At 57.5% G+C, this 23,170-nt stretch carries 26 protein-coding genes; 9 read left to right on the forward strand and 17 right to left on the reverse strand.

Annotated features, from left to right (window positions below; genetic code table 11):
- Positions 1-47: 47 nt before the first annotated feature.
- A complete protein-coding gene (locus tag AB5Y90_RS09415) occupies positions 48-890 on the reverse strand; it encodes a DMT family transporter (protein WP_257124992.1) in 843 nt (280 codons plus the stop codon).
- Between the two features lie 274 nt (positions 891-1,164).
- Between AB5Y90_RS09415 and AB5Y90_RS09420 the strand changes: the two genes are divergently transcribed.
- A complete protein-coding gene (locus AB5Y90_RS09420) occupies positions 1,165-1,752 on the forward strand; it encodes an FMN-dependent NADH-azoreductase (RefSeq protein ID WP_257124867.1) in 588 nt (195 codons plus the stop codon).
- Positions 1,753-1,950: 198 nt separating this feature from the next.
- On the opposite strand, the gene AB5Y90_RS09425 is transcribed toward AB5Y90_RS09420, so the two are convergent.
- The 4 genes from AB5Y90_RS09425 to AB5Y90_RS09440 all read right to left on the reverse strand — a co-directional run bounded on the left by AB5Y90_RS09425 (position 1,951) and on the right by AB5Y90_RS09440 (position 4,334).
- Positions 1,951-2,130, reverse strand: coding sequence for a hypothetical protein (locus AB5Y90_RS09425; RefSeq protein ID WP_257124868.1), 180 nt, complete (start codon positions 2,128-2,130; stop codon positions 1,951-1,953).
- A 163-nt stretch (positions 2,131-2,293) separates the two neighbouring features.
- A complete protein-coding gene (locus AB5Y90_RS09430) occupies positions 2,294-2,482 on the reverse strand; it encodes a DUF4250 domain-containing protein (RefSeq protein ID WP_019445848.1) in 189 nt (62 codons plus the stop codon).
- Positions 2,483-2,484: 2 nt separating this feature from the next.
- Complete coding sequence (locus AB5Y90_RS09435) at positions 2,485-2,949, reverse strand: MarR family winged helix-turn-helix transcriptional regulator (protein WP_005336856.1); 465 nt, start codon at positions 2,947-2,949, stop codon at positions 2,485-2,487.
- 170 nt (positions 2,950-3,119) lie between these two features.
- On the reverse strand, positions 3,120-4,334 hold the full coding sequence (locus AB5Y90_RS09440; RefSeq protein ID WP_257124869.1) for a YecA family protein: 1,215 nt from the start codon (positions 4,332-4,334) through the stop codon (positions 3,120-3,122).
- A gap of 231 nt (positions 4,335-4,565) precedes the next feature.
- On the opposite strand from AB5Y90_RS09440, the gene AB5Y90_RS09445 reads away from it, so the two are divergent.
- A complete protein-coding gene (locus tag AB5Y90_RS09445; protein ID WP_005336853.1) occupies positions 4,566-5,426 on the forward strand; it encodes a S1 RNA-binding domain-containing protein in 861 nt (286 codons plus the stop codon).
- Between the two features lies 1 nt (position 5,427).
- On the forward strand, positions 5,428-5,739 hold the full coding sequence (locus AB5Y90_RS09450; RefSeq protein ID WP_005360950.1) for a DUF1289 domain-containing protein: 312 nt from the start codon (positions 5,428-5,430) through the stop codon (positions 5,737-5,739).
- A gap of 55 nt (positions 5,740-5,794) precedes the next feature.
- Here the strand turns inward: AB5Y90_RS09450 and AB5Y90_RS09455 are convergent, their stop codons facing one another.
- Positions 5,795-6,118, reverse strand: coding sequence for an HI1450 family dsDNA-mimic protein (locus AB5Y90_RS09455; RefSeq protein ID WP_005336851.1), 324 nt, complete (start codon positions 6,116-6,118; stop codon positions 5,795-5,797).
- Between the two features lie 147 nt (positions 6,119-6,265).
- On the opposite strand from AB5Y90_RS09455, the gene AB5Y90_RS09460 reads away from it, so the two are divergent.
- Positions 6,266-6,394 carry a hypothetical protein gene (locus AB5Y90_RS09460; protein WP_019445852.1) on the forward strand — a complete coding sequence of 43 codons (129 nt, stop codon included), beginning with the start codon at positions 6,266-6,268 and terminating at the stop codon, positions 6,392-6,394.
- A gap of 3 nt (positions 6,395-6,397) precedes the next feature.
- Here AB5Y90_RS09460 and mtgA read toward each other — a convergent pair whose 3' ends face one another.
- The 5 genes from mtgA to minC form a co-directional block, all read right to left on the reverse strand.
- Complete coding sequence (mtgA, locus tag AB5Y90_RS09465; protein ID WP_307894977.1) at positions 6,398-7,189, reverse strand: monofunctional biosynthetic peptidoglycan transglycosylase; 792 nt, start codon at positions 7,187-7,189, stop codon at positions 6,398-6,400.
- Complete coding sequence (locus AB5Y90_RS09470; protein ID WP_005352317.1) at positions 7,174-7,500, reverse strand: HI1450 family dsDNA-mimic protein; 327 nt, start codon at positions 7,498-7,500, stop codon at positions 7,174-7,176. Before AB5Y90_RS09470 ends, mtgA begins: the two co-directional genes overlap by 16 nt.
- A 197-nt stretch (positions 7,501-7,697) precedes the next feature.
- Positions 7,698-7,964, reverse strand: a complete 267-nt coding sequence (gene minE / locus AB5Y90_RS09475; protein WP_005336848.1) for a cell division topological specificity factor MinE — start codon at positions 7,962-7,964, stop codon at positions 7,698-7,700.
- A gap of 2 nt (positions 7,965-7,966) precedes the next feature.
- Positions 7,967-8,779, reverse strand: coding sequence for a septum site-determining protein MinD (gene minD / locus AB5Y90_RS09480; RefSeq protein WP_005336847.1), 813 nt, complete (start codon positions 8,777-8,779; stop codon positions 7,967-7,969).
- A gap of 18 nt (positions 8,780-8,797) precedes the next feature.
- Positions 8,798-9,517, reverse strand: coding sequence for a septum site-determining protein MinC (gene minC, locus AB5Y90_RS09485; protein ID WP_013723728.1), 720 nt, complete (start codon positions 9,515-9,517; stop codon positions 8,798-8,800).
- Between the two features lie 107 nt (positions 9,518-9,624).
- On the opposite strand from minC, the gene AB5Y90_RS09490 reads away from it, so the two are divergent.
- A complete protein-coding gene (locus tag AB5Y90_RS09490; protein WP_005360946.1) occupies positions 9,625-9,903 on the forward strand; it encodes a YcgL domain-containing protein in 279 nt (92 codons plus the stop codon).
- 854 nt (positions 9,904-10,757) lie between these two features.
- Here the strand turns inward: AB5Y90_RS09490 and AB5Y90_RS09495 are convergent.
- The 3 genes from AB5Y90_RS09495 to AB5Y90_RS09505 all read right to left on the reverse strand — a co-directional run bounded on the left by AB5Y90_RS09495 (position 10,758) and on the right by AB5Y90_RS09505 (position 14,228).
- Positions 10,758-12,128, reverse strand: coding sequence for an L-serine ammonia-lyase (locus tag AB5Y90_RS09495; protein WP_005336844.1), 1,371 nt, complete (start codon positions 12,126-12,128; stop codon positions 10,758-10,760).
- A gap of 275 nt (positions 12,129-12,403) precedes the next feature.
- On the reverse strand, positions 12,404-13,789 hold the full coding sequence (locus AB5Y90_RS09500) for an L-serine ammonia-lyase (RefSeq protein ID WP_368166838.1): 1,386 nt from the start codon (positions 13,787-13,789) through the stop codon (positions 12,404-12,406).
- A gap of 154 nt (positions 13,790-13,943) precedes the next feature.
- The gene (locus tag AB5Y90_RS09505; RefSeq protein ID WP_005336842.1) at positions 13,944-14,228 is read right to left on the reverse strand and encodes a pyrimidine/purine nucleoside phosphorylase; all 285 of its coding nucleotides are present in this window, start codon (positions 14,226-14,228) and stop codon (positions 13,944-13,946) included.
- A gap of 270 nt (positions 14,229-14,498) precedes the next feature.
- Here AB5Y90_RS09505 and AB5Y90_RS09510 point away from each other — a divergent pair, with 270 nt between their 5' ends.
- Complete coding sequence (locus AB5Y90_RS09510) at positions 14,499-15,740, forward strand: dicarboxylate/amino acid:cation symporter (protein WP_320545016.1); 1,242 nt, start codon at positions 14,499-14,501, stop codon at positions 15,738-15,740.
- 1,635 nt (positions 15,741-17,375) lie between these two features.
- On the opposite strand, the gene pfkA is transcribed toward AB5Y90_RS09510, so the two are convergent.
- The 3 genes from pfkA to elyC all read right to left on the reverse strand — a co-directional run bounded on the left by pfkA (position 17,376) and on the right by elyC (position 20,157).
- Positions 17,376-18,347, reverse strand: a complete 972-nt coding sequence (gene pfkA, locus AB5Y90_RS09515; protein ID WP_005336840.1) for a 6-phosphofructokinase — start codon at positions 18,345-18,347, stop codon at positions 17,376-17,378.
- 148 nt (positions 18,348-18,495) lie between these two features.
- Positions 18,496-19,251 (reverse strand): triose-phosphate isomerase, encoded by a 756-nt coding sequence (gene tpiA, locus AB5Y90_RS09520; protein ID WP_047440675.1) that lies wholly within the window; start codon positions 19,249-19,251, stop codon positions 18,496-18,498.
- Between the two features lie 135 nt (positions 19,252-19,386).
- A complete protein-coding gene (gene elyC, locus AB5Y90_RS09525) occupies positions 19,387-20,157 on the reverse strand; it encodes an envelope biogenesis factor ElyC (protein ID WP_368166839.1) in 771 nt (256 codons plus the stop codon).
- A gap of 101 nt (positions 20,158-20,258) precedes the next feature.
- Between elyC and cmoM the strand changes: the two genes are divergently transcribed.
- The 3 genes from cmoM to mukE all read left to right on the forward strand — a co-directional run bounded on the left by cmoM (position 20,259) and on the right by mukE (position 23,170).
- Positions 20,259-21,035 carry a tRNA uridine 5-oxyacetic acid(34) methyltransferase CmoM gene (cmoM, locus tag AB5Y90_RS09530; protein ID WP_031227571.1) on the forward strand — a complete coding sequence of 259 codons (777 nt, stop codon included), beginning with the start codon at positions 20,259-20,261 and terminating at the stop codon, positions 21,033-21,035.
- Positions 21,036-21,135: 100 nt separating this feature from the next.
- On the forward strand, positions 21,136-22,470 hold the full coding sequence (gene mukF, locus AB5Y90_RS09535; protein WP_005345760.1) for a chromosome partition protein MukF: 1,335 nt from the start codon (positions 21,136-21,138) through the stop codon (positions 22,468-22,470).
- Positions 22,451-23,170 (forward strand): chromosome partition protein MukE, encoded by a 720-nt coding sequence (gene mukE / locus AB5Y90_RS09540; RefSeq protein WP_005345759.1) that lies wholly within the window; start codon positions 22,451-22,453, stop codon positions 23,168-23,170. The genes mukF and mukE overlap by 20 nt, the downstream gene beginning before the upstream one ends.

Here is a 23,170-nt window from a genome sequence, read left to right on the forward strand (position 1 = left end):
CTATCGCACGAATAGCGGACAAAAAAAAGAGGCACGCATGGCGTACCTCAGGAAACGGGTTTGTGAGCGCGCTGCTCCAGATGGGTCAGCAAGGTAATGGCGCCAATGATGATGGCGGCGCCAAGCCACAGACGGCCGGGGGGCGCCCAGCCAAATACCAGCCAGCCCGCCAGCACGTTCATCGGCAGCTTGGCAAAATCGAAAGGCTGCACGAAGGAGGCCTCCGCCACGCTGTAAGCGCGGACGATGGACATCTGGGCCAGTGCCGTCAGCACGCCGGAGGCGGCAACCAGCAGCCACTGGCTCTCGCTTGGCAACTGCCACTCCGGCAGGGCCAGCATGACGTTGAACGGGGTACTGAAGATAAGCAGATACACCACTATGGTGTGGGATGATTCGTTGGCCGCCTGATAGCGCACCATCAGGGAGTAACCTGCCCAAAACAGCGCCGCCGCCACCGGCAGCAGGGAGGCCCAGTTGAATTCGTCAGTCCAGGGGGCGAGGATCAGCATGGCGCCGGCAAAGCCCGCCAGGGTGGCCAGAATGCGGGTGCGGCTCACCTGCTCCTTGAGCAGCAGGGCGGAGCCCAGGGTGGCAAACAGCGGTGAGGTCATCAGCAGGGCGATCCCCTGCCAGATGGGGACGGGGTACGCCAGTGCCCAGAGCCAGAGCTGGATGCCGATCACTGCCAGCAATACCCGCAACAGGTGCAACCGGAACTGATTGGTCATCAGGGATTGGCGCAGGCCATGACGAACCAGCCAGGGCAACAGGCAGATCAGGGCGATCAGGTATTGATGAAAGGCTACCTGAGTAGAGGCAAGGCCGAGTTTGAAGCTAACATACTGGCTCAGGCTGTTGACGGCGGCGAAGCAGAGTCCTGCCACCATCATCCAGACTGCACCGGCCAAAGGAGAGTGCCTGCGCGAGGGTATCATGGGATCCGGGTCGCTGGAAAAAAGTGCGGCGGATCATAACGGCAATCGTTTGTTCTGCCAAGGGTTGAAGCGCGGCCGCAGGGTTGGCTGGCGAGGAAGTGGCCTTTCATCAAAAAATTTGAACAAGTTGAGCATCTATTTTCGCTATCAGCAAATAAGCACAATGTTTAGAGTGACCTCCATCGACAGCAACGCTGTTCAACCGACAACCAAATGGAGTTTCACCATGGCCAATATCCTCGTACTCAAATCCAGCATCCTGGGTCAATATTCCCAATCCAACGCCCTGATCGACGGCTTCCTGGCTGACCATCAGGATGATGTCGTCACCGTGCGTGATCTGGCAGCACTCAACCTGCCGGTGCTGGATGGCGAGCTGGCCTCCGGCCTGCGCGGTGGTGATAACCTGAGCGAGCGTCAGTTGGCGGTGATCGCCCAGTCCGACGAGCTGATCGCCGAACTCAAAGCAAGCGACTTGGTGGTGATTGCGGCCCCCATGTACAACTTCAACATCCCGACCCAGCTGAAAAACTGGATCGATCTGGTGGCTCGCGCTGGCGTCACCTTCCGCTATACCGAGACCGGTCCGGTGGGTATGGTTGAAAATACCCGTGCGCTGGTGATCAGCCCCCGCGGCGGCATGCACGTTGGCAGTGCCACCGATCTGGTCACTCCCTACATGCGTACCGTGCTCGGTTTCATCGGTATCAAAGAGGTGGATTTCATCTACGCCGAGGGGATGGGTATGGGCCCGGATGCCCAGAGCAAGGGGATGGAAGCGGCCAAAGCGCAGCTTGAGGCTCTGGCTATCTAAGGGCTCTCTCTATAAGGGCTATCTATCCCGTCAGGGGTTATCTCTTCAGGGGTTGCCCCGCCAGATACAAGAACGCAGCCATCAGGCTGCGTTTGTTTTTTGGCTTGGTGTGATTGCGACAGACGTTATTGCGACAAGACCGTAATGCTACAGAGAGTATCGCGGCAAGCGGTCGGTATAGACGTTCCGGCGGAGTCACTACTCCATCATAAAGCGGCGACAACCGCGCACCAGTAGCAGCGCCACCGTGACCAGCAAGCAAAGCAAGAGGGTGGTCAGCCACTGTTCGGTACTTTGCGGCATGTGGGGCGTGAAGAGGCTGATCATCAACAGGGTACAGAGCGTGATCAACAGGCTCTGTCGGGTCATCAATATCATGGGGTCATCCTTGGTTTGCTCACCTGAAACGATTTTAATGCCCTCTTGTGACAGGGGGATGTATCCGTGCATCACCCTGTTGGGGCTCTTCAGACCATATCAGGTTTTTACCGCAGAGCTAGCGCCATCACTGGCGCTGTGATCCCGATCCCGCTAGCTCTCTTTATCTGAACTGTTTCTGCGCTGGCTGGTAGTGAAAATCGCCGCTGGCGAGCCGCGCTTCCAGTGCTGCCTGATCGATCTCCTGCGCCTTGCAGAGATCATCCAGATCGTCATATCGATCACGCAGCTGCATATTGACGACGCTCAGCAGCATGTTGATGTCCATGGTGGCGAACTTTTTCAAATCCATGATTATTTCTCCCGATCCAGTGATTGCAGCTGCTCGATGGCGGCGCTGACGCTGTGCAGATGCTGGCGGATCGCCTCGCGGGATTCGCTCGGCAGATAGTCGGTCAGGGTGTGTTGCCAGCTGCCCGCTTCGCTCTTGAGCTGCAGGAAGAGGGCGAGCCCGGCATTGGTGAGGGAGACCAGGCTGATGCGTTTATCCTGCTCGCTGCTCTCGGTGAAGATGATCCCTTTTTCGACCAGACGGCGGATCTCGCGGGAGATGCGCACCTTGTCCATGCCGCTCGCCTCGACCAGCTCTTTCTGGCTGATGGGGTAGTTGGGGCCGAGCACCATCATCAGGCGCCATTGCGGAACGGTCAGCTGGTAACGCTGTTCATAAAACTGTTCGAAGGTATCCCGTAGCATCTCGGCGGCATGTACCAACTGATAGGGCGGGTAGTGAGCGAGTAACGCTATGATTTTTGACATATTACACCCTGCTGTGACGGCTGCATCAGATGCAGTTTCTTTTGATACTTTGACATTGATGATACGAAACTCAAGCTGATTTGTCTGACCCGGTTGCGATGAAATGTGCGGTGGCGCACGCCCTCAAGGAAAAACCGGGTCTGACCGACTGGATTTTAAGCCAACGCTGTTCAGCCTTTACGCAACCAGATGAGGGCGTTCTGCTTGAGCCAGGCCTCGCGAGTGTGGATGGCGTAGAGCGCGGCCTCGTCGCGGCTGCCTGCTTGCCAGCTTTGCGGCTCCTGTTTGGGCAGCTTGCGCTGACCCAGCAGGCAGGCCGGAATGTGCGGGTTGGCCTCGATGGCGACCAGCAGATGGGGCTTGGCTGCCTCGGCACCCTCGGTGGCAAAGACCATCAGTGCCTTGTTATAGAGCAACCAGCTGGAGGCTTCCTCGAAGCGCACCAGCAGGGCGGCCAACGCCTGCCAATCCCCTTGCAGTGCATAGAGGGTGGAGAGGTTGTAGCGGCAACCCAGCTCATCGGCCATGCAGATTGTCAGCAGCGCCAGATACTCCGCTTTGGCCTCGCCCAGCTTGCCAAGGCGCAACAGGCAGTCGGCGCGGCCGGCTCTGGCGGCCAGCAGAGGACGCAGCTCGGGGGCACTCCAGCCGTGACCGGCGATTTGCTGCCAGAAGGCGTCGTCAAAGAGCGGAGTGGCATCGGCGATGATCTTCTCGAACCAGCCGAGGCGGGCCTGATGATCGCGGCAGCTGTCGGCCAGCTCGAACCAGGTCTGCCACTGTTGGGCCTGCTCGCCATTGAGGGCCACATCAGCGCTGGGGGCGGCCTGATACTGGTCGAGGTTGAGCAACTGGTTGAGGGCGGTTTTCATATTCTGGCGCTGTCGTTTGCAGAACTCGACAAAGGGGAGTTCGCTGGCGGCGGCGCTATAGAGCATCTGGGCCATCTGCTTGTCGCGAAACAGGCTCAGCTCGGCGGCCAGACTGAAGCGGTACTGGGTGGTCGGGTCGTTCAAATCCTTCGGCTTGGGCCAAGTGGCAAAACCCATGCTGAAGCCATAACACCATTGACCGAGGGGGTGGCTCTGTTCGAACACCTGCTCGGGGTTATCGCTGGGCAGGCGGCACTGGCTGGGCAGGGCCAGCTGGGCGTCGTCGGCTTGGGATTCCAGCTCGGCGATCAGGTGGTTGAGGGCTTCTGCGCTTTTTTCATCCAACTCGGCATCCTGTTCCAGCAAACCAGCCAGCGGGCGTTGCCAGTCAGGGCTTTCCGGCCCCACCAGACGAGCACAGAGAAAACCGTGCAGGGCCGGGTAGGTCATATCCTGATCGCTGTGGCTCTGGATCCATTGATTAAGATGGCGGGTACGAGTGGATGGGTTCATCGACAGTTCCTCTGGATTTGAACAGCCGCGAAGTCTACCTAAAAGTGGGGTTATTTGCAGCAAATGGCCGCCTGTTTGGCGATTTAATCACCATTGGCGGATAAGATAAGGGCGAAAGGGCGGCCAGTGGTGGCTTGGGGACTAGGCCGGATCACCGCTCTTGAGGTAACATGCGCGCCCATAGGGGCCATGATCAATTGGCCCATCCGGGTAATGAGAAAAGAGAGCACCATGATACAGATTGGCAAGATGAACACCCTCACCGTTGTTGAACTCGAAGACCGTGGCGCCTGGCTTGCGGCCGATGAGTACGGTGAACTGCTGCTGCCCAAACGTCAACTGCCGGAAGGGGTGAAAGAGGGGGATAGCGTGCAGGTCTTCCTCTATCTGGATGCCGATTGCGAGCCGGTGATCACCACCGACAAGCCATTTGCCATGGTGGACGAATTTGCCGGTCTGAAAGTGGTTAATGCCAACAAGATTGGTGCCTTCCTCGACTGGGGCATGAAAAAGGATCTGTTTGTGCCCAGCCGCGAGCAGAACAAGCCGATGCAAGTGGGCCACGTTTATCTGGTGCGTCTGCAACTGGATAACGAAGGGCGCATGGTCGGCACCAGCCGCATCGAGCGTTTCCTGACTCCGGCCGGCAGCAACTTCAAGGTTGGTGACGAAGTGACCGCGCTGCCGGGTGAGCACTCGCCCCTTGGCATCAAGGTGATCGTCAACGGTCAGTATCCCGGCATGCTGTTCAAGAACGAGGTGTTTGGCCGGGTGATGACCGGTCGGCCGCAAACCGCCTGGGTCAAGCAGGTGCGCGAGGATGGCAAGCTCGATCTGACCCTGCAAAAGCCGGGTCTGGCACGGGTTGATGATGCCGGTGAACGCATTCTGAGCCGGATGAAAAAGCAGGGCGGCAGTCTGGCGGTGGGTGACAAGAGCGAACCCGAGCTCATCTACAAGCTGTTCAGCATGAGCAAGGGCACCTTCAAGAAGGCGATCGGCGGCCTCTACAAGCAGGGCAAGATTGTCATCGAAGATAACGCCATCACTCTGGTGGCCACAGAGACCGACTCGGCAGTGGATAGCGAATAAGATGCCGAGTCCCTGTGTTGGCCTCTGCAAGGCGAAAGATGGGCTTTGCCTTGGTTGTGGCCGTACCTTGACCGAGATCGGCCACTGGTCGGCGATGGATAGCAAAGCCCAGCTGGCGGTGATGGCCGAGCTGAATGGCTCGAAAAGCACCCACCGCTGTCCGGGTTGTGGCGAACCGGCCTATTGCGCCGTCTCTGCCGGTCAGACCATCGCCCAGTGCTGGTGCAGCCAGTTGCCGGTATTGCCGATGCAGGAGGCCAGCGCTTGCTGGTGCCGCCGCTGTCTGGCCAAGGCCATCGCGGCGCAGGATTAGCAGAGAACAGCAATAAGAGTGCACAGAAACAAGGAAGGCGCCGATGGCGCCTTTTTTATGCCTGCTGCTGGCGATGCCAGCGCACATGCACTTGATCTTCGGTCAGCAGACGGGGCAGCAGGAAGGTGGCGAAGATCACCTCAAACTCATCCTGATGATCCAGCAAACCGACCCACACTTCGACCCAGCGCTCCATATCGACCGGCTCACCCAGCTCGGTCGACCAGTCGGCATTGGGCAGGGTTGCCTCCACGGCGCCACGCTGCTCAAACTCCAGGGTGATGTCGACTATTTGTTCGGGGGCCAGCATATCGGCGGCCTGCTCAAGAAACTGATCATAGGCCCATTCGACCAGCTGATCCGGGGTACGCTGTTCCATGAAATCACTCCAGATACATCGAGGTTCGCTACTGTAACAATTATTGGCTGTGGCGGCCAGACCAGTGCGCCGGGCGTGGCTGGCCTGTCCAAGTTGCCGTTGGGGGAGTATGGTTAAGGCGCGGATCATCTGGCAGGGAGTAAGGGGATGAAACAGCGGGGACGGCGGCAACAGATCAAGCGACGGCGCGAGGCCTGGTGGTGGCACTATCTGCCGCTTCACCGCGAGACGGTGGGCGGCCATCTGGGCCCACCGGAGAAACCCGATGAGCCCTGAGGATCAGTCGGCCTGATGCACCCGATTGAGGGTGATCTGACCCAGTTGCCCCATCTGGCGGCGGATCCAGACCGAGCGTTTCTGCACATAGGGTGAAGGGGGCTTGATCCGATAACGCCACGGATTGGGCAGGGCGGCGGCCAGCAGGGATGACTCGTAGCGGGTCAAGCGGCTGGCCGGTTTGCCAAAGTAGGTGCGGGCGGCGGCTTCGGCGCCATAGATGCCGGGGCCGAACTCCACTATATTGAGATAGACCTCGAGAATGCGGGCCTTGTCCCAACCCAGCTCCATCAGCAGGGTAAACCAGGCCTCCAGCCCCTTGCGCAGGAAGCTGCGATCACTCCACATAAAGAGGTTCTTGGCGGTCTGCTGGCTGAGGGTGCTGGCGCCGCGCACCCTTTCGCTGTGCTGGTTGTGCTTGAGCGCCGCGTTGATGGCATCCATGTCAAAGCCGTTGTGATCGGCAAAGCGCTGATCCTCGGCGGCGATCACCGCCAGTTGCAGCTCCTTGGAGATGGACTCCAGATCTACCCATTGATGGCGCACCTGGGTGATCTTGGCGGGCGGAAAGAGGGCCCGCTCGATACGCCAGCTCCACATCGGCGGATCGATAAAGCGCAGCAAGGCGACCGAGCCGACCGAGCAGAGCAGCCCGGCCAGCGCGATCTTGCCTGCCCACCTCAACACCCGGCGCCCAAACGATGCAGATGCGCGCACGGGGGCCACGGCGTCAGGGTCAGACTCCCACTGATAGTGGCTGGGATCATCGGGATCCGGAATTATTGGGGCAGCCATTCGATGTGGCAGAACTTCTCGTCAACACGGCGGGAGAGCAGCATGCGGGCAAACAGGTGCTCATACTCTTGTTCTTCATTGCCAAGGCCAACCCAGATCTCGGCATAGTCGGTATCGCTCACCGCAAAACCCACGTCCGCCTCCCAGTCATCGGCCGGGTCGGTTTCGGCCAGCAGGCCGCGGTCGTTGAACTCCTGATTGAAACGGGCGATCTCCTGCTCCGGCAGGTTGTCAGAGGCCAGCTCCATAAAGAGTTCAAGGGCGGTGTCGAGCAGCTCTTCGACGCTGTGCATTTCGTCATTCATAGACATAAGCGGTCTGTTCCAGAAAAGAGAAAAAGGTGCCGACGCAGATCACTGCCTGCGGGGCGGCGCTATTCTAGCTGTCGGCAGACCCCTTGGCGAGATGAGGCGAGCCGCTGTGACCTGTTTTTGTGCCAATAAAAAACCGGATCCAGTGACAGGATCCGGTCTTCATTGGGGGAAGGGGTCACGCATAGGGCGTCAGCTCATCCCTTCTTGTCATCGGCGAAGGTGATGTTGAGCTCCAGTACCGACAGCTCATCACTCTTCTGATCCAGTTGAACGGTTATCTTCTCCGGATCAATGTTGACGTATTTGCGGATCACATCGAGGATATCCTGCTTGAGCTGGGGCAGGTAATCCGGCCCCCCTCTGGATGAACGCTCGTGAGCAACAATGATCTGCAACCGCTCTTTGGCCAGTTGTGCGGTGTTCTGTTTCTTGTTGGAACGAAAATAATCCAATAATGACATGTTTAACTCCCGAACAGTCGGCTAAAGAAGCCCTTCTTCTCTTCTTCCAGAAAACGAAATTCCTTGGCATCGCCCAGCAGGCGGGACACCGCATCTTCGTAGGCCTGACCGGCATCGGACTCCTTGTCCAGAATGACCGGCTCGCCGGAGTTGGAGGCGCGCAGCACCGCCTGGGACTCCGGGATCACCCCGAGCAGAGGAATGGCCAGGATCTCCTGCACATCCTGCACGCTCAGCATGTCGCCACGGTTGACGCGGGTCGGGCAGTAGCGGGTCAGCAGCAGGTGCTCCTTGATGGGGTCTTCGCCACGCTCTGCGCGACGGGACTTGGAGGCCAAGATGCCAAGGATGCGGTCGGAGTCACGCACGGAAGAGACTTCCGGGTTGGTGGTGACGATCGCTTCGTCGGCAAAATAGAGCGCCATCAGTGCGCCCGCCTCGATCCCTGCCGGGGAGTCGCAGACGATGTAATCGAACTTCATCTCCGCCAGTTGATCCAGGATCTTCTCGACCCCCTCACGGGTGAGGGCATCTTTGTCCCGGGTCTGGGAGGCGGGCAGGATAAACAGATTTTCCGAGCGTTTGTCCTTGATCAGCGCCTGATTGAGGTTTGCTTCCCCATTGATGACGTTGACGAAGTCATACACCACGCGCCGCTCGCAGCCCATGATGAGATCCAGGTTTCTCAGACCGATGTCAAAGTCAATGACCACTGTCTTGTGACCACGCTGGGCTAAGCCGGTGCTCAGGGCCGCACTGGTTGTGGTCTTGCCAACGCCACCTTTACCCGATGTAACGACTATGATTCGCGCCATTCTCGCTTCCTTGTAACTCTATTTGATACGGTCTATTCGGAGTTGTTCGTTGTCCAGCCGGACGTGTACCGGTTGCTGGATCAGGCCTGCCGGCAATGCATCGCTCAGCTGGAATGTGCCCGCGATGGAGAGCAGCTCGGCCTGTAATTGCTGGCAATAGATCCGGGCCTGGGTATTTCCCCGGGCACCGGCAATGGCTCTGCCACGCAGGGTGCCATAAATATGAATGCTGTCGTCGGCGAGCACTTCGGCTCCCGGACTGACGGACCCCAGCACCACCAGCGAGGTGCCGGCGGCGTAAATCTGCTGGCCGGAACGAACCGGTCCCACATGTACCTTGCTCGGGATCAAGGGGGCGGGTTCGGGCTCGGGAACCACCTCAGGGGCGGCTGGCGCGGGGGCAGGCTCGGGTTCCGGTTCGCTCTTGCGACTCTTGCCCGAGGCCATCACGGCCAGTCCCACCGCCTTGGCGGCGGTCTTCATCTCTTCACTGCGCGCCCCCGTGATGCCGACCAGCACAAATTCTTCGGACTCCACCAGCTCTTTGAGCTGTTCGAAATCGGGAATATGTTCCAGTCGGGAAACATTGATCACCAGCGGCGCACAATTAAAAAAGTAGGGTGCCTGGGCCACTTTTTCGGCCAACAACTGACGGATCCGCTCAGGCTCGCCATCGCTGATATGCAACACAGAAATAGTGAAGGTGGTCCCTTTCAATTCGTTATCGCGCTCAACCATGAATCTTCCCCGAGGCAGAGATGCTAATCCGTTATTGTTATTCAATTCCTGATGTTATAGTTTGCCTCCATCAGAGGCAATAAACTCGTCGGATTATATCAATTTCCATGTTGTGTGCAGTCTATAAAAGTCGCAAAAAAGCCGAGACCTACCTTTTTGTTGAAAAAAGAGAGGATTTCTCCCGCGTTCCCGAGCCATTGCTGAGCGCATTCGGGCGTCCCGAGCTGGTGCTGATGACCAAGCTGGATCCGGCCAAGCCCTTGGGGTTGGCTGATGTCGGCAAGGTGATGGCCGCGCTGACCAACCAGGGGTTCTACCTGCAGGTGCCGCCGCCCCCTGAGAATTTGCTGGAGCAGCACAAGGCCAGCCTGAAAAAACCATCCTGAATATCTAGCCCCGTGGTGTGTTCTGCCCAGCGGGGCTAATTCTTTGTGACTCTGCATGACGCCTTCCGGCCCGGGAGAGGTGGCCTGCGATAATCCCGTGACAGGATCTGGCCAAATTAAACCCTCCCTTTGGTGATATTCACTTTTCGTTGTTTAAATAGAAAGTCAATCTGCTCCCAACACCATATCCTCAACCTTTGCTGGCGCTCACAAAAATAGAGAGTGGCGCGTACTCATATCCTCCATTTCAACGGCTATTGGCCCATTCATCGATTATTTTCAGCCTCTTCCTTGGGGCGCTTTTGGCCTCCACTGCTCGATGCGTTTTACATCAAATAGGGAGTAAAGAGGGCGGTGATAACTGTGCTAAAACCAGTTTGCGCGATGCGCTGTGGCCAAAATGATGAACTAACCCCCTGTTTGTGTACTTGATTGTTTGCCCTGATCACGAAAGTGCCACATAGGAGGCAATCAATGTGGCGGCGTGATAATCCGCAGGGTGAGCGGTAACCGCGTCTTGCCAAACAAGGGTATGACCAAAGGAGGGATATTGAGCTGAGGGGGCATCTCGATATCGATTAGTTGTGGAATCGTGACCGGGGCAAGATAGCGGGTAAATGTTACTGGCAGGGGCAGAACGTCGCTTCCAATCCACTGAGACGAGTTAATCAAGGTATCTCATCAGAGAGGCATTCAGAAAAAGCAATCCGCATTGTGGTGGCGTAGCAGGGGTATATCAGCAACGCCCTACAGTGAAATGGTCGGTATGCCGGTATAAGTGCCCTGCATCCCATTCGGGCAATAAAAAAGGCGGGATATCCCGCCTTTGTTCAGATGAGGGTCGCAACCCTTATTTATTCGCAAGCAACCTGCATCACCTTGATGGCCAGACCGCCACGGGAGGTTTCACGGTACTTGGAGTCCATGTCCTTGCCGGTGATGTACATGGTCTCGATCACCTTGTCCAGGGAGACGCGCGGCTTGGAGGTACGACGCAGGGCCATACGGGAGGCGTTGACCGCTTTCATGGCTGCGATGGCGTTACGCTCGATGCAAGGCACCTGTACCTGACCGGCAACCGGATCACAGGTCAGACCCAAGTTGTGTTCCATGCCGATCTCGGCAGCTTCGCAGACGTGCTCCGGGCTACCGCCCATCAGCTCGGTCAGACCGGCAGCGGCCATGGAGCAGGAGACACCCACTTCACCCTGACAGCCCACTTCGGCGCCGGAGATGGAGGCGTTCATCTTGTAGAGGATGCCGACGGCACCAGCAGCCAGATAGAAGCGGGTGTATTCGTCGCGGCCAACCGGCTGGATGAACTTGTCGTAGTAAGCCAGTACGGCTGGGATGATACCGGCAGCGCCGTTGGTCGGTGCAGTGACCACGCGGCCACCGGCAGCGTTCTCTTCACTCACGGCCAGAGCGAACATGTTGACCCAGTCAACGATGTTCATCGGATCGCTCGAGAGGTTCTCGTTGGTGTTGAGCTGACGGTAGAGCGGTGCGGCACGACGGGGTACGCGCAGCGGGCCGGAGAGAACACCTTCGGTACGGCAGCCGCGCTCGATACCTTCACGCATGGTGTTCCAGATCTTGCCGAACTTCTTGTAGATCTCTTCCGGAGTGTTGAAGCACTTCTCGTTTTCCATCATCAGGGCAGAGATGGAGAGACCGGTCTGGCTGCAATGGGCAACCAGCTCGGCTGCGCTCTTGAACGGATAGCGTACGGACATGTCGCCGCTGTCAGCCTTGCCGAAGTTCTCTTCGTCAACGATGAAACCGCCACCGATGGAGTAGTAGGTCTTGCTATAGACCACTTCATCTTCGATCAGGGCAGTCAGCTTCATGCCGTTTTCGTGCAGCGGCAGGGCTTCGTCGTGGAATACCATGGCGTCACGCGGGAAGCTGACGGTGTGGCAGTGCAGGCCGATCGGCAGGCGCTCGGTCTGCTCAACACGGGAGATAAACTCGGGGATGGCATCGATATCGACATTTTCCGGCAGGTTGCCAGCCAGGCCCATGATGATGGCGGTGTCGGTATGGTGGCCTTTGCCGGTCCAGGAGAGGGAGCCGTAAACATCGACATTGATCCGGGTTACATCGCGGATCTTGCCGCCCGCGCGCAGCTCGTCAACAAACTGTTTGGCCGCTTTCATCGGGCCAACAGTGTGGGAAGAAGAGGGGCCTACACCGATTTTGAAGATATCAAAAACGCTGATCATGTCACTATTACCTCAGGGTAGAAGGGGGCGGCATGCCCACTCACAGAAATTTGGGAGATCCATGGAACGCGCTTGTCAGCGCAGGTCACAGAACCAGATAACCGTAGTGTAACGGCTCCAGACCTAAAAAAAGTTGAAATAGATCTATTTTTGTTGAATCTGAGGCGCGAGTATAAAATTTATTTTTGTGCTTATCCATTTTGTTAAGCGTTTGCCCATAAAAATACCCGGCGATGCCGGGCATTTCGGAACCAAATGGAGTCATTTGCCGTTTTTTAACATTCGGTAATGTTAACGGCGAGGCCGCCACGGGCCGTCTCCTTGTATTTGGTCTTCATGTCGTTGCCGGTCTCCCACATGGTCTTGATCACCTTGTCGAGCGACACCTTGTGCTCACCGGTGCCGCGCAGGGCGAGGCGGGCGGCATTGATCGCCTTGACCGCCCCCATGGCGTTGCGCTCGATGCAGGGCACCTGCACCAGTCCGCCGATGGGATCGCAGGTGAGGCCGAGATTGTGCTCCATGCCTATTTCGGCGGCGTTCTCCACCATGGCCGGACTACCCCCCAGCAGTTCGGTCAGCGCGCCAGCCGCCATGGAGCAGGCAACCCCAACTTCACCCTGACAGCCCACTTCGGCCCCGGAGAGGGAGGCGTTCTTCTTATATAAGATGCCGATGGCAGCCGCGGTGAGGAAGTAGCGGATCAGCGTCTCGTCATCCACCTTGTGAACGAAGCGATCGTAGTAGTGCAGCACGGCGGGAATGATGCCCGCGGCGCCATTGGTGGGGGCGGTCACCACCCGGCCACCGGCGGCGTTCTCCTCGTTGACCGCCAGCGCAAAGAGATCGACCCACTCCATCACCATCAGCGGATCCTTGTTGAAGTTGGTCTCGCAGCTTAGCTGGCGGAACAGCCCCGGGGCGCGGCGCCGAACCTTGAGGCCGCCCGGCAGCACCCCTTCGCTCTTGCAACCTCGCTCGACGCAGCCCTGCATCGCCTGCCAGATCTTGCGCAGCCCCGCTTTTATCTGCTCATCGCTGCGAAATACCCGCTCATTGGCCAGGATCAGCACCGAGATGGAGAGGCCGCTCTCCTGACAGTGGGCCAGCAACTGGGCGCCGCTGTCGAACGGGTAGGGGACCGGATGTTCGGCATCCGACTTGGCGGCCTCTTCTTTGGCGGTGGCAAAGTGGCTCTCTTCAATGATGAAGCCGCCCCCGATGGAGTAGTAGGTCTGGCTGAAGCGCAGGTTTTCCTCTTTATCAAAGGCCCGCAGAGTCATGCCATTGGTGTGGGCCGGCAGGGTTTTTCGGCGGTTGAAGATGATGGCACCGGTGCGGGGAAAATGGCTTGGTTGTTCGCCTGCCAGCTGCAGGCTCTGCTCCTTTTCCACTCGAGCCAGAATGGCGGGTATGGCATCGATATCGACCGATTCCGGTTCAAAGCCGGATAGCCCCAGAATGATTGCCTTGCCGGTACCGTGCCCTTTGCCGGTCTGGCCCAGCGAGCCGTAACACTCTACTTCGACCCGCGTGACTTGTTGCAGATGCCCTTGCAGTTTGAGCTGCTGGACGAAAGCATAGGAGGCACGCATGGGGCCGACAGTATGGGAAGAGGAGGGGCCAATTCCGATGGAAAACAGGTCAAACACGCTGATCATGACATCAATCCGGTGATGGTTTATGTCTGTTTATTCTAGGATTTTTGACGTGGATGGAAAGCGGGGATGTGCGGTGCTGTGACATGGACACAGATAATGGGGCTGGGGATTGCCCAAGAAGGTTGAAGGGGCTGATCCCCTTCAACCGGCCTGATCAGTCGAGAAATTCGCACAGATAGGCAGTGGGAGTTTTCACTTCCAGTTTGAAGGAGGAGTGACCGGCCACCAGGAAGGATTCACCCTGGCTGTAGGTGTGCCACTCATCTTCATCAGCCAGCTGGATGGTGAGGGCGCCCTTGATCACTGTCATCCGTTCGGGGGCGGCGGTGTTGAACAGGTAGTCACCGGCGTTCATCACCCCGACAGTTGATTTCTCGCCTTTTTGTTCGAAACCGATGGATTTTACATTTCCGTCGAAATACTCGTTAACTTTCAGCATCTTTACATCCCTGTATGTACGTTTGTGCAGCCAAACTAGCACAATCTTTTGCCAGTTGTCATGGGGGATGAGGTAAAAATCGCCGAGACCGCTTTGAATCTTCACTTTGTCGCAAACTTATTAATAGCCAAGGTTAATGATTTGCTGATTTAAAACAGCAATTAAATGTGAGATAACACGCGCAAACAGGGGAATGGGCAGCCGCTCATTCCCCTGTTTGGTTAATTGCACTGGGAAAAGTGTGAATTTTGCTACATAAAGGAACATATTGTGTTAACTAAAGGACTCATTAAAAACATCGGCTTCCAGGTTGTGGTCGCCATGGTACTGGGCGCAGTGGTCGGCGCGTTCATGGGTGAACAAGCCACCGTGTTTGCACCGCTCGGTACCCTGTTTATCCAGCTGATCAAGATGCTGGTGATCCCGCTGGTGGCGGTTGCCATCCTCTCCGGCGCCGCCAATCTGGGCGCCAGCCCGGCTGCGGGCAAGATCGGTGCGGCGACGCTGGCCTTCTTCCTCGTGACCTCAGCGTTGGCCGTGTTGCTGGCACTGGTAATGGGGCAGATCTTCAAACCGGGTGTCGGGGTCGATTTCGCTTCCGTCGCCTCCATGTTTGGTGGTGACTACGCCGATAAAGGGGCGCTGCCGGATGCAGTCGCCACCTTGCTTGGCATGATCCCCACCAACGTCTTCAACTCCCTCAACGAAGCGAACATCCTGCAGATCCTGGTGTTCTGCATGTTCCTCGGCATTGCGCTGGCCAAACAGCCGCGCGAGCGGGCCAAGCCACTGGTCGATGGGCTCAATACCCTGGTGGATGCCTTCGTCTGGATGATCAACAAGGTGATGATCATCGCGCCGCTCGGGGTGTTCGGTCTGATGGCGGAAGCCATCGGTACCTATGGCTTCGACGTGCTGACCCTGGTACTCAAGCTGTTCGTGGTTTATGTGGCTGCCATCCTCATCTTCGGCTTTGTGGTCTATCCGCTGCTGGTGATGATGTTCTCCAACACGCCGGTAATGAAGTACCTCTCTGCCATGAAGAAGCCGCAGATCGTGGCCTTCTCCACCGCCTCTTCCATGGCGACCCTGCCGGTCAATATGGAGACCTGCGAGCATGATCTGAAAGTGACCAACGCGACCGCCTCCTTCGTGTTGCCGCTGGGGGCCACCATCAATATGAGCGGCAACGCCATCTATTACGGTCTGGTCGCCATCTTCTTCGCGCAGGTTTACAACGTCGATCTGAGCGTCGGTGCCTGGGCGGCCATCATTGTGACCTCCACTCTGGGGGCGATCGGCCAGGCCGGTGTGCCGGGCCCAAGCTTCCTGGTGGTTGCCGTGCTGCTGGCGGCCGGGATCCCCATTGAAGGGTTGCCGCTGCTGTTCGCGCTGGATCGTCTGTTCGACATGATCCGCACCTCCCTCAATATCACCGGCGATGCGGCCTGTGCTGTCATTGTTGACCGCTTCAGCCCGGAATATGACCCAGAGCGCTGGAACAAGGCATAACTGCTTTGAGCTGGACTGAGATATAACAGCCCTAAGCTGACACTGCGTAACGCGAGCCCCTGCCATGATGGCGGGGGCTTTTTTATATCTGCCGGACAAGTATCAGAGCAAAGGTGTGCACAAGAGATTGCTGACGGATGTAGCTGTGTTGAATGGAGAGTACAGGAGGGGAAAACATCAGTTGTGGGCATGGGCCGTATGGCGTCAACCGGCCTGTTGTAGATGCCGGGGTAGGGGATTGTCAAACGGCGGGTAACAAAAAGGGGAGCCTTGCTCCCCTAGGATATGATCTGCTGCTGGTTCTACTCCATCAGGCCATATGGTTAAACCATCCTGGTTACACCCTTGTGGTGAAAGAAACAGCGTCAACGTGATGAAATCATATCTATGTTGACCATCTCGGCATTATTACTGAAAAGCGCCAGTTGATGGCGATTAAACAGACATGGCAAAGAGAGTCGGTCCGGATTGATGCCTCTCTATCCGGCTCAGAACTGTGACAGTGAGGGCAGAGAGACAGCAACCAGGGTGAAAAACACCGTGAAAACGGCAGTAACGACAAACTCTTTCATTTTTCTCTCCCTAAGTTGTTGGTTGATGCAGTCAAGATACCATAACAAGGGGGTAAAACAAGGTGTAAGTTGATAAAATAACTGCTTTATGTTCGTGGTTGGTTGAGATGGCTATTTTTGTCATATTGAGCTGATTTTATCACCTGCCATGGCAGGTCAGGCATTCAAGATTCTGTTTTTATGGTTATTTCATTTAAATTCAATCAGTTGATGAGCTGCTGGTCGGTTTTGTGAGGGGTTCTGTATGGAGCTCAAATGGCATTTTATAAGTTTTCACCCTCGTAATAGTGTCATTGAGGCCATAAAAAGTGTGCGAGGCAATGATTTGACGACTCCTGACGTAGATAGCCCATCCAAAAGAAGTCTATGGAGAGAGTCTGGTTGCCAACCCTTGTCACACCATCACTTTATCAGTCCAGAGTCTCCGCATTTTTACAGCAATACACGGGGTTCATAGGGATGAGAGCCGTACATCGGGGGGATACAGAGTGGCAACTGGCTGTTTTATCACCGCCAATTTTCCCGTCGGCCTCGGAATAGACATGGCCACAGCAAGAGTGAGGTGCGCAATAGGCCAGAGGAGTATTCTCTGGCTGGGCTGGGCTGGGCTGGGCTGGGCTGGGCTGGGCTGGGCTGGGCGCGAGCAGCGATCTGCGTGGCCGGTGCACCTGCGTGAGTCATGTGATTGCAATACGAGATCAGAGCCGGAGCATGGTTGGGTAAGATATCTGAATCCCTTCTACAAGATTGACATATAAAAAGCGGCGTATGACGAGGAGGCTGAACAAGCTCGTTTCAGGGGCGACAGAGCGCAGGTCAACGCAATCCGGTTCGCAGTAATAAAACACATCCACGACAATACCGGAACTCTGTTCGTAGGCTGATGCCGGTTGCTGTGAGGAGAGGAAGGCTGGTGATCAGTCAGATGGCGCAAGGGTTGGTAATCAGGCAACCCGTATAGTGAGGGCCACACAGCGTGCCGATGCCCCCGTTTTTGTAAGATATTAAAAAACCCTCCGATGGAGGGTTTTTGTCATCAACAGCCGGTTAAAAGCCGCGTGGCTTAGAACAGGGTGGTGGAGAGGTTGTACAGCTCCTGATCGAACGGACGCTTCATGTTCTCGATGCAGTCGATGATGTCGTGGTGTACCAGCTCGTTGCGCTGGATACCGACGCAGCGACCACCGTGACCAGCGAGCAGCTGCTCAACGGCGTAAGCACCCATACGGCTGGACATGATGCGGTCACGGGCAGTCGGGGCACCGCCACGCTGGATGTGGCCCAGGATGGTGGCGCGGGTTTCACGACCGGTCAGGGCTTCGATGTCCTTGGCCAGCGCATTCACGTCGGTTACGTGTTCGCAGATGGTGATGATGGCGTGCTTCTTGCCCTTGGCTTCGCCTTCCTTGATCTGCTTGAGCAGCTTCTCTTTGTCGAAGGCTACTTCCGGTACGATCACATATTCGGCACCACCGGCAACGGCGGCGGACATGGCCAGATCGCCACAGTGGCGGCCCATGATCTCGACCACGGAGATACGGTGGTGGGAGCTGCAGGTGTCGCGCAGGCGGTCGATGGCGTCAACCACCACGTTTAGAGCGGTATCAAAGCCGATGGTGAAGTCGGTACCGGCGATATCGTTGTCGATGGTGCCCGGCAGGCCGATGCAGGGGAAACCCTCTTCGGTCAGCTTCTTGGCACCCATGTAGGAGCCGTCACCACCGATGACGACCAGCGCATCGATACCGTGTTTTTTCAGGTTTTCGATCGCTTCGGCGCGCACTGCGGGGTCTTTGAAGGCAGGGAAACGGGCGGAGCCGAGGAAAGTACCACCACGGTTCACCACGTCGGAAACGCTGTGACGCTCCAGCTTGACGATGCGATCCTGGTGCAGACCGAGGTAGCCATCATAAATACCGTAAACTTCCAGGCCATGATGCAAACCGGCGCGAACCACGGCGCGAATGGCTGCGTTCATACCCGGTGCGTCGCCACCACTGGTCAAAACACCAATACGTTTGATTTGTTTGGTCATGAGTGCCTCTGGATCTGAGTTGTCAAATACGAATGTTTAAATAGACAAGCCACTTTTACTATATCGGCTTTCATATGGAATGCGGGGGCCACCATAGGAAAAGCGATACAAGAGAGGGGACGAGCCCCTCTCTTTGCCGTAATCAGGATTACTTGGCAGCGCCAGCGATGATCTGGGAGAAATCGTCCACTTTCAGGGACGCACCACCGACCAGGCCACCGTCGATGTCCGGCTGACCGAACAGGTCGGCTGCAGTGGCGCCAGTGACGGAACCGCCGTACAGGATCTGTACTTTGGCAGCAACGGCGGCATCAAAACCGGCCAGGTACTGACGGATGTGAGCGTGGACGGACTGAGCGATCTCCGGAGTGGCAGTCTTGCCAGTACCGATGGCCCATACCGGCTCGTAAGCGATAACGGCGTTGTTGAATGAGGCGATGCCGCAACGGTCGATAACGGCTTTCAGCTGGGTCTCAACCACGTTCTTGGTCACGCCGGCTTCGAACTGCTCCAGAGTTTCACCGATGCACAGAACCGGGATCAGGCCGCCTTTCTGGATCGCTTCGTACTTGGCTGCAACCACGTCGTCAGTCTCTGCGTGCAGGGTACGACGCTCGCTGTGGCCGACCAGAGAGTAGGTGCAACCAAAGGCTTTCAGCATGGAGGGGGCGTTTTCGCCGGTGAAGGCACCAGACTCGTGAACGTCAGCGTTCTGGGCACCGTAGGCAATCTTGCTGCCAGCGGTCAGTTGCTCAACCAGACCCAAAAAGATAACCGGCGGGCAGACGGCGACTTGTACAGAAGGATGAGCGGCAGCAGCCGGGGTCAGTCCTTTGATCAGAGCTTCTACAGAAGCTTTGGTGCCGTTCAGTTTCCAGTTACCCATTACCAGGTGCTGTCTCATCTTGTATATCTCCTAGGCATTTGATTGCGCGACATTATATGAATTGAACCGAGCCCAAGATAGCTGACCCGGCGGCAAATGACGTAATTTTTTTTCGCTTTCCTGATCCAAATCAGGAATGAAACGCTTGATCGCTCATTCGTTAACCTGCCCCCGCAAGCGAGCCCACCATACCCCAATCCATTCGTGGATGGCAGCTTCGGAATACATCAAATAACGCCCTTTGGGTAAATAACTGTAGAGGGGCTGGGGTACCTGGCTCTGCTTGGCGGTGTAGTCGGTGGGGGCCGGCACGGCATTGAGTCCCTGACCTTGATAGAGGGCCATGGCGCGCGGCAGGTGGGTTGCTGAACTGACCAGCGCCACCTCTTTTCCTTTCAGATGTCGGCTGATACTGACCGCCTCATCATGAGTGTCTTTGTTGTTTTCAAACAACGTCATCCGCGAACGGGGAATGCTGAGGCTCTCGGCCATCCGGGCATTGACCTCGGCATTGGAGAGGGGATCCCCCGACACATAGCCGGAGAAAACCAGTTCGGCTTCGGGATAGGCCTGGGCGAGGCGCACCCCTTCGAGAGTGCGGGCCAGGGCGATATTGTTCTGCCAACTGCGCATCGGTACCGCCGGATCGCTGACATGACCGTTGCCGAGCACCACGATGGCATCGATGTTGGGATGCTGGCTCACCTCGAACGGCGGGAAGGTCTGCTCCAGCCCGCGGGCCAGTTCATAGCTCACCGGCCGCATCCCCATCAGCGCCACAATGAGCAGCGAGAGAGTGGCCAGCAGTTTGCCAGTTTTCTGAAAACGGGTGAACCAGAGTAGCAGCAGGGCGACCAGCAGCAGGGAGAGGGAGAAGGGGAGCGGCATCAATAGCTGACCCAGCCACTTTTTGAGCACAAACACGGCAGACACTTCCTTGAGTTTTCAGCAAATTCGGGATGTGACAGAATACCTCTCTTTTTTGGGATGGCCACAACCCTGTGGCGCTAATGTTGAGTTTCTCCTTGAAGCACGATCAGAGTTTTGACGGGCGCGCCGACAAGTTCGCCCGCAACATTTACGACTCCACCAAGGGGCGCATCCGCACCACCATTGTCTGGAGCGACATCGAAGCCTGCCTGGCCCGCCTTGGCAACCGACCGCTGCGCATCCTCGATGCGGGGGGCGGTTTTGGCTATTTCGCCCAGAAGCTGGCGGCCATGGGCCATCAGGTGGAGCTGTGCGATCTGTCAGCAGAAATGCTGGAACTGGCCCGCAGCCAGATCGCCGAGAAGGGGCTGGAAGACAAAATCCGTCTCATCCATTGCCCCATTCAGGATCTGAAGCAACACGTGACCGGGACCTTTGATCTGGTGCTCTGCCATGCGGTGCTGGAGTGGCTCGCCGAGCCGCGCCAGACCTTGCTGGGTCTGTTCCCTTTCGTCAATGCCGGGGGCATACTGTCGCTGCTTTTCTACAACCGTCATGGTTTGCTGTTCCAGAGCCTGGTGGTGGGCAATTTTGACTATGTGCGCCTTGGCCTTCGCAAGAAGCGGCAGACTGCGCTTACACCCACCAATCCCCAATTGCCGGAGCAGGTCTATGACTGGATTGGTCGCGGGGGGCTGCGCATCATCGGCAAGACCGGGGTGCGGGTGATCCACGACTATATGCGTCACAAGCAGGATCAGGTGGAGAAGTTCGACGATCTGCTGGCCATGGAGCAGCAATATTGCCGTCAGGAGCCTTTTGTCGCCCTCGGTCGCTATATCCATGTGATGGCCCAGAAGCCGGCCAGCTGATTGCTCGCGGTTCACGTCGATGTGAACCATGTTTTCGATGCTACCGGATGTAGCCGCGCGCACGATTTTGCGCCCAATACAACAACGAGATGACAACATCATGATGAGTACATCCCGTACCCTGCCAGAGCGTTCTTTGCCGGAGCTAGTAGGGTGGGTCAGGCAGGAGGGGCTGGCGTTGAGCCTGCCAACCGACCGGCTGGCCTTTCTGATTGCAATCAAGACCCTGTCCGAAGATGAGTCGGACCTGTCGGAAGCGGCGCTGCACGATGCCTTTGGCTATGTCAGCAGCGCCTTCGGCCAGATGGACGAGACCCTCACCGGTCGCGCCAACAACGCCATCAACGATCTCATTCGCCAGCAGCTGCTGTCGCGCTTCAACACCGACATGGTGGCGGGGGAGAGCCTCTACCGCCTGTCGCGCCTGGGCGTGAGCATCGTCGACTTCTTTATGGATCAGCGTCAGGTTGACTCCATCAAGCTCTCCATCCTGCTCGAACACCTTGCTGCCGAGCTCGACACCGCCCGCAAGGCGGCGCTCGAGACCAACACCCGTGAACAGTGGGATGCCGAGGTGCTGCCGCGCCTCACCTTCTCGCTGGAAGAGACGCTGGGGCGGATCGATCTCACCCAGCGCGCCATGGATGAGCAGCAGAATCAGGTCAAGAGCGAAATCGCGGCCCTGCTGACCCAGAACTGGGTCGATGCCATTCACAGCTGCGAAAAGCTGCTGCACGAGACCGGCCAGACCCTGCGCGAGCTGCAGGATACCCTGGACGCTGCCGGCCACCGCCTGCAAGCGGGGCTGCTCAACATTCAGGAAGCGGCGCAGGGGCGCGACGATCTGTTCCACGTCGAGGAGCTGACTCACGCCTTGCAAGGTCGTCTTGACGTCATCACCAGCTGGGGTCAGCAGTGCATCGAGCTCTGGTCCCGCTACGACAGACATGTCCACAAATTTATCCGCAACGCCATCGACATGGACAAGAACCGTGCCTTCAGCCAGCGGCTGCGCGAGTCCATCCGCAACTTCGAGCAGCACAACTGGCAGCTGCGGGTGGCCGAAGAGCCCCGTCTGCTGGAGCTGCGCGACGAAACCATCGCCATCCACGACGAGGAGGTGACCGGTGAGGTGCCCCTCGAGATGGAGTACGTCGAGATGGTGGACATCAACCAGGAGCTGGCCGAGCGCATCGAGCGCTATCTGGCCCGCTACCCCGAGCAGGGGCAGCAGCTGGACTTGGCCGACGTGCTGCGGGAATACCTGCTGGACTACCCAGCTCATGCCCACTTCGATGTGGCGCGTCTTCTGATCGACCAGGCCGTGCGCCTGGGCCATGCCAGCGGCGAGCGCGAACTGCATCGCCAACCCGCATGGAAACCCATTAACCAAGCTGGATCCAAGGTTCAGGCCTATGTCATTGATCAATACTGAGTTTCCCTTGCCGCTGCGGCTTGCAGAGGCGATTGCCAACCCCTTGTTTCCGCGCATCGACACCGCCTTGCGCTCGGGTCGCCACATCAGTGCCGACGAGTTCGAGCAGCATTCGGCGCTGGTCGAATATCACAGCGAGCTGGAGATCTTCTACGGCCGCTATCAGGTGGAGTTGATCAAGGCGCCGGAAGGCTTCTTTTACCTGCGCCCGCGCCCGAGCTCCGACATCGGCACCACTGTGCTCTCCGAGCTCGATATGCTGGTGGGCAAGGTGCTCTGCTACCTCTACCTGAGCCCGGATCGTCTGGCCTCGGAAGGGGTATTCGCCATGGCCGAACTGCAGGAGGAGGTGCTGAGCCTCGCCGACGAGAAGCAGCTGCTGCGGATGGTCAACAGCCGCTCCGGCGGTACCGATCTCGACAAGAAGAAGCTGCTCGAAAAGATCCGTACCTCCATGCGCCGTCTGCGTCGCCTTGGCATGATCACCGCCCTTGGCAACGGGGATAAATTCCGGGTCAACGAATCGGTGTTCCGTTTCGCCGCCGATGTGCGTTCCGATGAAGATCCGCGCGCCGTTCAGCTGCGGATGATCCAGGAGGGTGAAGCCATCTTCCACGACGACGAAATGCCGAGCAGCGACTCGCTCTTTGATGACATCGAGGCGGATCTCGATGAAGAACAACTGGATCTGGAGGTATAA

It is taken from the genome of Aeromonas sp. R4-1, from assembly GCF_040908325.1.
GTDB lineage: Bacteria > Pseudomonadota > Gammaproteobacteria > Enterobacterales > Aeromonadaceae > Aeromonas > Aeromonas veronii.